Raw genomic sequence first — 12,288 nt, forward strand, 5'->3', positions numbered from 1 at the left:
CCCATGCAGGCATATTAGCGTTCGTGCCGGGCCACGCGCCACGGCGCCGGAGGACAATCAGGGAAGAGAACAGCAATGAGCGATCAGGTCACCCTCACCCGCGACGGCGAAATCGCCGTGGTCACAGTCGAAAACCCGCCGGTCAACGCGCTCGGCGCCGCCGTGCGGCAGGGGCTTTACAAGGCGATGGAAGAGATCGACGCCGACGACGCGATCAAGGCCGCGATCATCATCGGCTCCGGTCGCACTTTCCCTGCCGGGGCAGATATTCGCGAATTCGGTCAGCCTCCGCAACCGCCTGGTCTCTCCGAAGTCTGCACGCGAATCGAGGACGCGACCAAACCGGTGATCGCCGCGATCCATGGCACGGCACTTGGCGGTGGGCTCGAAATCTCGCTGGGCTGTCATTACCGTATTGCCGATCCCAAGGGCCGCGTCGGCCTGCCCGAGGTTCTGATCGGTGTCTTGCCCGGCGCGGGCGGCACGATCCGCCTGCCTCGCGTTGCGGGCATCGCGGCCGCGCTCGATATCATGATCTCGGGCCGCCAGGTCGGCGCGAAAGAGGCGCTGTCGCTGGGTATCCTTGATCGTCTGGCCGATGGCGATCTGCTGGACAGTGCCAAGAGCTATGCACGCGAACTCGTTGCCGAAGGTGCCGGCCCGCGCAAGACCTCCGAACGCAGCGAGGGCCTGGGAACGGACGCCGAGAACGCCGCCGCACTCGAAGCCGCGCGTAATGGAATCGTGAAGAAGGCCAAGGGGCTCTACGCCCCGGCGCGCATGGTCGACTCGATGGAATATTCGCTCACCCATTCGCTGCAAGACGCCTCGAACTACGAGCGCGACTGCTTCATGGAATGCCTGAAAACGCCGCAGCAAAAGGGGCTTGTCCACGCCTTTTTCGCAGAACGCGCCAGCGCCAAGGTGCCCGAGAACGGCCGCGCCGACCCGCGCCCGCTCAGCAAGATCGGCGTGATCGGCGGCGGCACGATGGGGGCGGGCATCACCGTGGCCGCGCTCAATGCGGGGCTCGAGGTCACCATGGTCGAACGTGACAAGGAAAGCATCGACCGGGGCCGGAACAACGTCGAAAAGGTCTATGCCCGCGACGTCGAGAAGGGCCGCAAGACCGAAGAGCAAAAGGCCGCCATCATGGCGCGCTATACGCCTTCGACCTCCTACGACGACCTTGGCGATGCCGACCTGATCATCGAGGCTGTGTTCGAGAACATGGATGTCAAGAAAGAGGTGTTCGCAATCCTTGACAAGGTGGCCAAACCCGGGGCGGTGCTCGCCTCGAACACGTCATATCTCAACATCGACGAAATCGCATCGGCCACATCACGGCCCGAGGACGTGATCGGCCTGCATTTCTTTTCGCCCGCCAATATCATGCGGCTTCTCGAAATCGTGATCCCCAGCAATGCAACCGATGACGCCATCGCCACCGGCTTTGATCTGGCCAAGAAGATGAAGAAAGTGCCGGTGCGCGCGGGACTTTGCGACGGGTTCATCGGCAATCGCATCCTTGGTAAATACGCCACTGCAGCGGCCTATATGGTCGAAGACGGTGCCTCGCCCTATGCGGTTGACGAGGCGTTGGTGAACTTCGGCTATCCAATGGGCATTCATGCGATGGGCGATCTTGCGGGGCTGGATATCGGCTGGTCCAACCGCAAGAACAAGGCCGCCACCCGCTCGAACGACGCGCGCTATAACGGCACGATCGCCGACCGGCTTTGCGAAAACGGCTGGTTCGGGCAAAAGACCGGCAAGGGCTGGTATGTCTACAAGGAGGGCGATCGCCGCGGCACCCCCAACCCCGACGCGGAAAAGATCATCGACGAGGCACGCCGCGATCTGGGCATCGCGCCGCGAGAGTTCACCGAGGATGAGATCATCCGTCGTTATCTCGCTGCAATGATCAACGAAGGCGCCAAGGTTCTGGAAGAGGGGATCGCTCTCAAACCCTCGGATATCGACGTGACCTTTCTCTTCGGCTACGGCTTTCCACGTTATCGCGGCGGGCCGATGAAATACGCCGACATGTATGGCCTTGAAAACGTGCTGAACGATCTGCGCGAATTCGAGAAGGAAGACCCCAAATTCTGGAAACCGGCGCAACTCATCATCGACATGGTCGAAAAGGGCGAGAGCTTCGACGACCTCAACAAACGCGCCGCAAGCTGAGGAGACCGGCATGGATCTCAATTTCACCCAGGAAGAAGTCGAATTCCGCGAGGAAGTGCGCGGCTGGCTGGCCGAAAACCTGCCCGCCGATCTGGCCCGGAAGGTGCGCAGCGATGCGCCCCTGACCAAGGACGATATGGTTCGCTGGCAACTTATCCTGCACGAAAAGGGCTGGCTCACCTATTCCTGGCCGGCCGAATTCGGTGGCACCGGCTGGGGTCCGGTCAAGCAATTCATCTTCGAAGAAGAGATGGCCTATGCCTGCGCGCCCCGAATCCTGCCCTTTGGCCTCAAGATGCTGGGCCCGGTGCTGATGAAATTCGGTACCAAGGAACAGCAGGACTATTACCTACCGCGTATGTGCGACGGCACCCATTGGTGGTGTCAGGGCTATTCCGAACCGGGTGCCGGGTCGGATCTTGCCAGCCTCAAGACCGCTGCGGTGCGCGACGGCGATCACTACATCGTCAATGGCCAGAAAACATGGACCACGCTGGGTCAGCATGCCGACTGGATCTTCTGCCTTGTGCGCACCTCGACCGACGGCAAACCGCAGGAGGGCATTTCTTTCCTGCTGATCGACATGAAAACCCCCGGCATCGAAGTGCGCCCGATCCAGACAATTGACGGCGGCCGCGAGGTCAACGAGGTCTGGCTCACCGATGTGAAAGTGCCCGTCGAAAACCTCGTGGGCGAAGAGAACAAGGGCTGGACCTATGCCAAGTACCTGCTGACGCATGAGCGCACGAACATTGCTGGCGTCGGCAAATCCAATCAGGAACTGGCCCGGCTCAAAGAACTTGCGGCCAACCAGAAACGAAACGGCAAGCCGCTGGCCGAAGACCCGTTCTTTGCCGCCCGCATGGCCAAGGTCGAGATCGCGCTGATGAACATGGAAATCACCAACCTGCGCGTTCTGGCACAAGCCGAAGCCGGCGGCTCGCCGGGGGCGGAAAGCTCGATGCTCAAGATCCTCGGCACCGAGATCGAACAGGAACTGACCGACCTGACCCGCCGCGCCCTTGGCCGTAGTGCGCAGGCGCTCACACCCGAGGCCGACGATCAGGGCTTCAATGGTCCTTATGTTGCGCCGGAAGGGTTCCAGAATGCATCGGGCGTCTATTTCAACCATCGCAAGACAACGATCTATGGCGGATCGACCGAGATTCAGAAGAACATCATCAACAAGATGATTGTCGGGCTCTGAAGGGGGACAAAACATGGAATTCACCCACACCGATACCCGCCGGATGCTGGCCGACACGATCGACCGCTACCTGCGTGACAAATACCCGCTTGCCGCCCGCGTTGAGGCCGGAACTACCGAACCGGGCTTCCAGCCCGCACAATACGAGGCTCTGGCCGAGCTCGGCGTGATCGCCGCGCTGTTTCCCGAGGATCAGGGCGGTTTCGGCGGCGAAGGGTTTGATATTGCCGTCGTGTTCGAGGAGCTGGGCAAGCGGCTGGTGAACGAGCCGGTGATGGACAACGCGCTTGTCCCCGGGTCGATCCTCGCCGCCGCAGGTCAGTCGGACGCAGTGGAGAACATCATCGCGGGCGCCGCACGCTATGCGCTGGCCGCCGAAGAACCGCAGGCGCTTTACGATCTCACGGATGTCGAAACCCGGGCCGAAGCCACGGGCGACGGCTGGGCGCTGACCGGTGCCAAGTCGGTGGTGAAGTATGCCTCCGGCTGTGACGGGTTCATCGTGTCCGCGCGCACCGACAAGGGCGTGTCGCTCTTTCTCGTGGGCGCCGATCAGGTGAGCCTGCGCGACTATGTCACCGTCGACGGTGGCCGTGCCGCCGAGCTCACGCTTGATGGTGCAGCGGGCCAATTACTGGGAGACGAAGGTGCAGGCGAAGCGATGCTGCAGGAGGCCGCCGACCGGGCCGTTCTGGCGCTTTCGGCCGAGGCGCTGGGCATCATGCAGACGGTCCGCGAGATGACCATCGAATACTTGCGCACCCGAAAACAGTTCGGCGTGGTGATCGGCAAGTTTCAGGCACTGCAACACCGCATGGCGGAAATGCTGCTTGAAATCGAACAGGCGCGCAGCGCGGTGATCAACGCCGCCAATGCCCTGTCGCTTTCGGGTGCCGAACGCGCCCGCATCATCGCCGCAGCAAAATACTCGATCGGTCGGATCGGGCGGCTGGTCGCCGAGGAATCGATCCAGATGCATGGCGGTATTGCCATGACATGGGAATATGACCTGGGCCATTTCGCCAAGCGGCTCATCCTGATCGACCATGAATGGGGCGATCAGGATTTTCACCTTGCCCGCTTCATTGAACACGGCCACGCTGCATGAAAACAGGCCCGGTCGGGATCATCTCCCGGCCGACTGCCGCCCTTGCCAAGGCGCATGACAGGGGTCACGCTGCGGCATGAGGGAGACCATCGCACATGATCAATAAACTTCAGGCCATTACCGGCGCATCCAATGTTCTGACCGGCGCGGACGTGGGTCGCTATTCCCACGATTTCACTCACTCCTATAACTGGACTCCACTGGCCGTCGTCCGACCAGGATCGACAACCGAAGTCGCCGAAATCGTGAAACTCGCCAATGAAACCGGCACGCCCGTCGTGCCGGTTTCAGGCAATACCGGCCTGGCTGGCGGGGCACAGGCCGAAGGCGCGATCATGGTCTCGCTTGAACGGATGAACCGCATCCGTGAGATTCGCCCTAACGCGCGGCTTGCCATTGTCGAAGCCGGGGCGATCCTGTCGGATATCCGGAGCGCAGTCGAGGATCACGGGCTTGTCTTCCCGCTTACCTTCGGCGCGCAAGGCAGTGCGATGATCGGCGGTAATCTGGCGACCAATGCAGGCGGGTCGAACGTGCTGCGCTATGGCAATACCCGCGATCTGACTCTCGGGATCGAGGTGGTTTTGCCAGATGGTTCGGTAATGGATCTGATGTCGGAACTGCACAAGGATAATTCCGGTTACAACCTCAAGCATCTGATGATCGGCTCCGAGGGCACTTTGGGCATCATCACCGGGGCCGTGTTGAAGCTGATGCCGAAACCGCGCGCCTATGCCACCGCCATGGTGGCCGCGCCCTCGCTCGACGGGGCGCTGACCCTGCTGAACCGGTTGCAGGAAGCCACGGGCGGCGCGGTCGAAGCTTTTGAGTTCATGCCGCGCAGCTATGTCGAACAGCATCTCAAGGTCGTGAAGGGGTCACGCGAACCCTTTGATGCCCCCCATGACGTGAATATCCTTGTAGAAGTGGGCGCCACGTCTCCTCGCGACACCGAGCCCGGACCGGACGGGCGGACCCCGGTCTCCTCTCATCTGGAAACCGTGCTGGAAGAGCTCTTCACGCACGGCGACGTGCTGGATGCCGTGGTCGCCCAAAACGAGGCCCAGCGACGTGAGATGTGGGCAAGGCGTGAGGCCGCCGCCGAGGTGACCCTGTCGCGACCACCGGTCCAGAATAACGATATCGCGGTTCCACTCGACAAGGTGGCCACCTTCCTTGAACGCGCCGATGCCATGCTCACCCGCATAGACCCCGGGGCGCAGCCCATGGTGGTGTCGCATCTGGGAGATGGCAATGTGCATTACGCGATCTGGCCGAAAACGCAGGATCCAGACACGATGAACCGTCTCATGGAAGGGGTCGAGGGGATCGTGCTTGAACTTGGCGGTAGTTTTTCTGCCGAGCATGGGATCGGAACCACGAAACTGCCTTCGATGGCACGGCGCAAGAACAAGGTGGCGATGGCGGCGATGCGGGCGATCAAGGCGGCGCTCGACCCCAACGGGATCATGAACCCGGGAAAGGTTCTGCCCAAGGACTGACATCCTGTCTTTCCCGCGCCCGGCATCGCGGCACACTTGAACGTGGTGAAATTGAGTATTTTCACAAGAAAGAGGACCGGATTGGTTTCAATCCTTGTGGAAACGCACGACCAGACCCTTGTCGGCAGCATGCGGACCGGTGTTGCGCGGGCCATAGATCGACACCTCGATCCGCTCAAGGGATGAAAGGCGGGAACGCAATGCCGCGAAGGCATCGGCAAAACCTTCACTTTGCCAATGCCGGGCGTTGACCGAAATCACTCCACACCCACCCGGGGCCAGCACCCGCATCACCTCGTCGAGTGCAGCCGGGCCGACATGGCCAGTGGTGAAGGTGCCCGCACTGACCACACTGCGATAGGCCCCGTCCGCCACGTCGAGCCGCGTAGTCAAATCACCCTTGAAAAGCCGGCGATACACATCCTTGCGCGCCGCGACCGCCAGCATCTCGGGTGAGATGTCGGTGCCGTCCACCGGTGCCACCTGCCCGTCGAGCAAGAGCCCCATCACTCCCGTCCCCGCCCCGAGATCAAGAACCGGGCCCTCGGGACGCGCCGTCAGGAAAACCCGCGCCACATGTTGAGGCAGGCGGTAATCCATCTCGTCGATAAAATCGCTGTCATAGCTGTCGGCCCAACTTCGATAAAGCCGTTTGCTGTCCTCGGGTGTGTGCAGCGCATAGGCCGCCTCGAGGTCGGGGGTATCGTCCGGGTCATATCTGGGATCATTGTTCATGCTATCAGCCAACCCCATCCGCGCCCGACATTCAAGGGGGGCTTACCCGCCCGAGCGCAGCGCCTTGGCGTATCGTTCAAAGCGCGGATCGGTGGCAACTCTCGAATTCATCGCCTCGCGCAGCGCCGCTACCGATTTGAGCGGACGCATGACAACCTCGAACTCGGCGATCAGCCCGTCCTCGTTCAGCGTGATCAGATCGACGCCCACCGCATCCAGGTCATCAATCCTGCACTGGAACTCCAGCGCCCAGTCACACCCCGCGCCCATCACCCGCCGATAGCGGAAATCGGAAAAGACCTGCCCGACATGGCCCAACACGGCAGCGACCGCATCGCGCCCCTCCCAGACCGCCCAATAGGTCGGCGGGAGAAATCGCACCTTTTCGGTCATCAGAGACGCGATCGCGCTGTCCTCGCCCTTGGCGACCACCTCCATCATACGTTCGATCGTCGGATGCATTATGCGCATCTCCCACTGTATTTTGCCTTTGCAAAGGCTGCACGGCGTCGACGCATCAGGCAAGCCTGACGTCGGGTTGCCCCGCGCCCGGTCGCGGGGTATGGCCCGGGGCCATGAACCATGCCACGGACAACTACGACCCGCCGCAGAACCCGCCCGAGATCCTGCATGAAGACCAGGAGTTGATCGTGGTCAACAAACCCGCCGGGCTCCTGTCGGTACCGGGCAAGGGCGCGCATCTCGCCGATTGCCTTCTGGCACGGGTCGTGGCCCGGTTCCCCACCGCGCTGCTGGTGCACCGGCTTGATCGCGACACCTCCGGCGTGATGGTCTTTGCCGCCACGGCCCATGCCCAGCGCCACCTTGGCCTGCAATTCGAGAAGCGCCAGACCAAAAAGACATATGTCGCGCGGGTTCACGGTTGCATCGATTCACCCGAAGGGGTGGTCGATCTGCCCCTTATCGTCGATTGGCCCAACCGCCCCCGCCAGATGGTCTGTCACGAAACCGGCAAGGAGGCGGTGACCGGCTACAAGGTGATCCGCAGCGACGCGTGCGAAAGCCGGGTGCGGCTCTTTCCGCGTACCGGGCGCAGCCATCAGTTGCGCGTGCACATGGCCGCGCTTGGCCACCCGATCCTTGGTGATCCGTTCTATTCCGACGATGCCGATGCCTATCCGCGGATGATGTTGCATGCCGAGGAGCTGCGACTGCGCCACCCCGAGGGCGGGCGCGGCATGCGTTTTCGCGCACGCGCCCCGTTCTGAAAAACTTGTCTGGTCACGCCGCGCGGCGCTGCATCAACGTGATCGCCTCGAACGGCCTGAGCATCGGATAGCTCGATTTCGGATGTTCCGGCAGAAGCGTCCGGTCGATCTTGGCAAGAACACTCTGGGCCAGTTGTGCCGGTTTGCGCCGCAGCCGACCGATATAAAGGCTCTCGATCGGGCAACCCGCGCCGATCATCGATTCATGCCGTGGCAGGATCACCTGACAATAAGTCACGGTCGGAGACCCGCTCAGGCTTATCGCCGAGATCCCATTGACCAGATGCCGTGCCGGCACCAGAACCGCCTCGCGGCCAAAGATGTATTCAACCTCGGACCCGCCCACCACCAGCCGCTGATCGGGGGCGACCACGATATCGCTACGCAACCCGAAATACGGCGCGCGCAGGCGCACAGGACGGAACGATCCGCGCGCCGGAACGGTGCGCCGCACCGCATGCAGCACCGGCACGAGCCCCGCTTCCAACGTCTCGACCAGATCACCACGTTGCAAATCCTGCGCGCAAACATAACGGTCGGACGTAAGGATCGGCACATCGGCACCAAGGCTTGGGGCCGGACCGATCGGCTCAACCTTCTCGGAGATGGCAAAGAACTCGACATCTCGGTCCATCAGGCGGCGACGCGGATCGCACGTCATCGCCTGCACATCCTCAACGTGCATCGCGCGCGGGTTCTCCAACATGAGTTTGACCATCTTGCCGTGTTCCGGCCGCTCGATGGCCAGCCGCCCGCGCCCCCGGGGCAGATCCCAACTATAGCTGATGCGCAAAAGATCGGCCCTGTCCTGCGCATCGTGATTGAGCGCCGCATGAAATGCCTCGCCGTTCTCGGCCATGACCAACACCACCCCACCCCCGGGGATCGCCTGCACCGAAAGCTTGAACACCTCGCAATCGTGGCTTTCAAAGGCGAAAAGAGTCTGCGGCCCACCATCGGGCGACAGACGGGTTTCGATCATCAGCGTGCCACACGGCAAGTGCCCCTTGCGCACCGTGCGCGGGGGGCGAAAGTTTGTCGTCTCGGTATCTGCGATTGCAAACCACCCCACGGACGGCCTCACGCGACCTGGCGCGAAGCGGCGCTGACCCGGGTCAGAAGCTCAGCTTCGAACCGGCGCAGCGCAGGGCGTGCACTAGGCCCATACCCGGTTCCGGTCTCGAGGTCGATCTCGGGGAAAAGTGCATGAATTTCCTTGACCATTTCGGCCTCCAGATTGCATTTCACCTGCGAACCGGGATGAAAGCTCTCGCTGGCCAACCCGTCGGAATAGATCACCTGATGATCGTCGAAGAGAAGATGCACATATTCGACCCAGCCGCCGACAACCGGGCGCACCGTGCGGTCATTGACCAGATCGCGCGCCGCCACGAGAACTTCCGCTTCACCGAACAAGAGCTCGGACACACAGTCGCGCACAAGGATGCGGTGCAACGGCGACACCGCCACTGCACCATGCTGGCCGAATGTGTTGGGCGCGATATAGATCGGGGCGAACTTGCCAGTGGCCTGCACCCGCCGCCGTCCGACCCAACGCAAGGGCTGCGGTCCGTGATCCTGCGTCAGCACCATGTCGCCGGGCACCAGCATCTCAACTCGACGCGGCCCGTCAGCGGTCTCGATCCGCGTGCCCGCCACGAAACAGGGCACGGCCTCAACCAGAACGTAACCGGTGTCGTCCTGCATGTCATTGGTGACGGTGTAGGTAAAATTGAAATCTTCGTCATTGCCATCACCGACAAGCGTGACCGTGCCATCGGCGTTGAGTGTCACCGTCTGCCCGGTGTTGAGCGAAACCGTATCGCCCGCACCGACCGCGAGCCCGTTGATATGGGTGATGGTCAGCGCGCCGCCACCAGCGTTCTCGTCATTGCCCAGCACATCCAGCGTCTTGGTCTGGTCGCCGGTCAGGTGCACCAGATCGTCATTGGCAATCAGCACCGTCTGCACCGATCCGCCTGCAATCAGAAGATTGGAATCATAGGATGAATCCCCCACATCCGCGATCCCGATCCGGATTGAATTCATCTCGCCCGCCGTCACCGGCATGGCCAGCGTCATGGTGACGGTGAACCCGTCCATTTCAGTGTTGTATTGGCTCTGGGTATTGTCGTTGTATAAATTCTGGTTGATTCCTCCCACGAGATTGCCCGGATTGGCCGCACCGACCGACGTTTCGACCAAAACACCATTTACCCAGACACCGACGAAATCCTGAAACTGCGAATTCGCGTATTCCGGAAATTCGTCCGAGGAGAAGACGAACTGCATCGTCATCATGTCCCCGTCAGGGACGAAATCCACGTCAATCCACGAGGCGTCATAGGTTCGCGTACCTGCCGCCTCGTTGAACCAGCTGTTGTTGCTGGGGCCGCTCGTATTGGTCGAGGTGTTTGCGCTCTGGTTCGCTTGCGTGGAACCGCCGCCCTGCCACCACGGGCGTGTTTCAGCGGGATTGGTGAAATCCTGTGCCCGACCCGTGGAAAGGATCACGCCCTCGTCTCCGGGCGTCACCCCGGGCGAGACCGTTTCACCGTCCGAATAGATGCCCGACGACCGCCAGTCACCGGTATAGGAAGCACTGAGAACCGTGACTCCGTCACCAAATATCGTCTGCGCCATCTGCATCGCCGATGCATTGATATTGATCGGGAGTTGGGACGCCGCAACCATGACCTGCTCACCTCGTTATTCCGGGGGCAGGTCGCACCATGCGGTCCACGACACATGACGGACTCACTGGGTCCGCGTGTTCTTTTCTGCTCGGCGGGGCGTTTTCGCCCTCGTTCCGCAACCTGCCTCGGTTTATTCTTGGGACGACCTTAACACGGCAAGGCCGAGCCTGTTAAGCTATTCATTTCACTGACCTTCGTCCTTACCGACAATAGCGCGTCTTTTCCGCCACATTTGCACCTCGCTGCGCAGCGCGCTAAGGCGTGGAAAACGCAGATCACAGGAACCGCAGGCCGCCCTCATGACCACATCACTCGACCCCGTCCACCTGACCCGAAACCTGATCCGCTGCGCCTCGGTCACACCCGCCGAAGGTGGCGCGCTCGTCCTCTTGGAGGATGTGCTCTCCGGGGCCGGTTTCACCTGCACCCGCGTCGACCGCGGCGGGGTGGCCAATCTCTTCGCTCGCTGGGGTGACAAGGGGCATGCGAAAACCTTCGGCTTCAATGGTCATACCGACGTCGTTCCCCCGGGCGACGAGACCGCCTGGACCCATGCGCCGTTCTCGGGCGATCTGGAAAACGGTATTCTTTGGGGTCGCGGGGCGACCGATATGAAGTCGGGCGTCGCCGCCTTCGCGGCCGCGGCAGTGGATTTCGTGCGCCAGACCCCGCCTGACGGTGCCATCGTGCTGGCCATCACAGGCGATGAAGAGGGCGACGCGGTGGACGGCACCACTGCCCTTCTCGACTGGATGGGCGAAGCGGGTGAGGCCATGTCGGCCTGCCTCGTGGGTGAGCCCACTTGCCCTGAAAACATGGGCGATATGATCAAGATCGGGCGGCGGGGGTCGATGACGGGGTGGTTTCGGGTGACGGGGGTGCAGGGGCATTCGGCCTATCCGCACCGGGCCAAGAACCCCCTGCCCGCGCTGGCGCGGCTCGTTGACCGGCTGGCCAGTCACGAGCTGGATCAGGGCAGCGCGCATTTCGATGCCTCGACGCTGGCGGTGGTGACGATGGATACCGGCAACCCGGCCACCAACGTCATTCCGGCCGAGTGCAGCGCCGCCGTCAACATTCGTTTCAACGACCTGCATTCCGGCGCGTCGCTGTCGAAATGGCTTGAAGAAGAGGCCGACCGCGCCGCGGCCGAATTCGGCGTAGGCATTGAATTGAAAGTAAAAATTTCGGGCGAGAGCTTTCTCACCCCGCCGGGGCCGCTCTCGGACCTGGTGGCGCGGGCGGTCGAGGCGGAGACCGGGCGGAGCCCGGTTCTTTCGACCTCGGGGGGGACGTCGGATGCGCGGTTCGTCAAGGATCATTGCCCGGTGGTCGAGTTCGGGCTGGTCGGAAAGACCATGCATCAGGTCGACGAGCATGTGCCTGCCGAGCAGATCGAGCAGCTCAAGACGATCTATAAACGCATCCTGACCGACTTTTTCGCCTGACCCCAATCGTGCGAAAAACCAGCGTTCGATGGGGTTAACGCGGCTTCATGTGCGTTCTTGCAGGGGGTGACATCCGGCTGCCGCCCGGCTGTTTCCCGGCTGCCGTCCGATCCGCCGCGCACAGCCTCGCAAATCGGGTTAACGCGACGCACGCTCAAGACTTGGCAGCGCCC

10 protein-coding genes are annotated in these 12,288 nt (G+C 62.0%); 6 read left to right on the top strand and 4 right to left on the bottom strand.

From position 1 onward, the window contains the following. Positions 1 to 75: 75 nt before the first annotated feature. From FLO80_RS14825 to FLO80_RS14840, 4 genes are all read left to right on the top strand, one after another. Positions 76 to 2,190: a 3-hydroxyacyl-CoA dehydrogenase NAD-binding domain-containing protein gene (locus FLO80_RS14825; protein ID WP_111362467.1), complete on the top strand. Its 2,115-nt coding sequence runs from the start codon at positions 76 to 78 to the stop codon at positions 2,188 to 2,190. A 10-nt stretch (positions 2,191 to 2,200) separates the two neighbouring features. Continuing rightward, positions 2,201 to 3,397, top strand: coding sequence for an acyl-CoA dehydrogenase family protein (locus tag FLO80_RS14830; protein WP_111362468.1), 1,197 nt, complete (start codon positions 2,201 to 2,203; stop codon positions 3,395 to 3,397). 13 nt (positions 3,398 to 3,410) lie between these two features. Continuing rightward, positions 3,411 to 4,505: an acyl-CoA dehydrogenase family protein gene (locus FLO80_RS14835; protein ID WP_111362469.1), complete on the top strand. Its 1,095-nt coding sequence runs from the start codon at positions 3,411 to 3,413 to the stop codon at positions 4,503 to 4,505. A 95-nt stretch (positions 4,506 to 4,600) separates the two neighbouring features. Then, positions 4,601 to 6,007: an FAD-binding oxidoreductase gene (locus FLO80_RS14840; RefSeq protein ID WP_111362470.1), complete on the top strand. Its 1,407-nt coding sequence runs from the start codon at positions 4,601 to 4,603 to the stop codon at positions 6,005 to 6,007. A gap of 87 nt (positions 6,008 to 6,094) precedes the next feature. Here FLO80_RS14840 and FLO80_RS14845 read toward each other — a convergent pair whose 3' ends face one another. After that, entirely contained in the window at positions 6,095 to 6,742 is a 648-nt protein-coding gene (locus FLO80_RS14845) for a class I SAM-dependent DNA methyltransferase (RefSeq protein ID WP_111362471.1), read from the bottom strand. 42 nt (positions 6,743 to 6,784) lie between these two features. Further along, a complete protein-coding gene (locus FLO80_RS14850; protein WP_111362472.1) occupies positions 6,785 to 7,204 on the bottom strand; it encodes a nuclear transport factor 2 family protein in 420 nt (139 codons plus the stop codon). Positions 7,205 to 7,317: 113 nt separating this feature from the next. On the opposite strand from FLO80_RS14850, the gene FLO80_RS14855 reads away from it, so the two are divergent. Continuing rightward, complete coding sequence (locus FLO80_RS14855) at positions 7,318 to 7,971, top strand: RluA family pseudouridine synthase (protein ID WP_111362473.1); 654 nt, start codon at positions 7,318 to 7,320, stop codon at positions 7,969 to 7,971. Positions 7,972 to 7,984: 13 nt separating this feature from the next. Here the strand turns inward: FLO80_RS14855 and FLO80_RS14860 are convergent, their stop codons facing one another. Both FLO80_RS14860 and FLO80_RS14865 read right to left on the bottom strand, forming a co-directional pair. Then, positions 7,985 to 9,043 (bottom strand): Hint domain-containing protein, encoded by a 1,059-nt coding sequence (locus tag FLO80_RS14860; protein WP_111362474.1) that lies wholly within the window; start codon positions 9,041 to 9,043, stop codon positions 7,985 to 7,987. An 8-nt stretch (positions 9,044 to 9,051) separates the two neighbouring features. Then, positions 9,052 to 10,665: a Hint domain-containing protein gene (locus tag FLO80_RS14865; RefSeq protein ID WP_111362475.1), complete on the bottom strand. Its 1,614-nt coding sequence runs from the start codon at positions 10,663 to 10,665 to the stop codon at positions 9,052 to 9,054. A gap of 301 nt (positions 10,666 to 10,966) precedes the next feature. On the opposite strand from FLO80_RS14865, the gene dapE reads away from it, so the two are divergent. Further along, complete coding sequence (gene dapE / locus FLO80_RS14870) at positions 10,967 to 12,115, top strand: succinyl-diaminopimelate desuccinylase (protein ID WP_111362476.1); 1,149 nt, start codon at positions 10,967 to 10,969, stop codon at positions 12,113 to 12,115. Positions 12,116 to 12,288: the final 173 nt, after the last annotated feature.

Origin of the sequence: Aquicoccus porphyridii, assembly GCF_008369105.1 — a bacterium.
GTDB lineage: Bacteria > Pseudomonadota > Alphaproteobacteria > Rhodobacterales > Rhodobacteraceae > Aquicoccus > Aquicoccus porphyridii.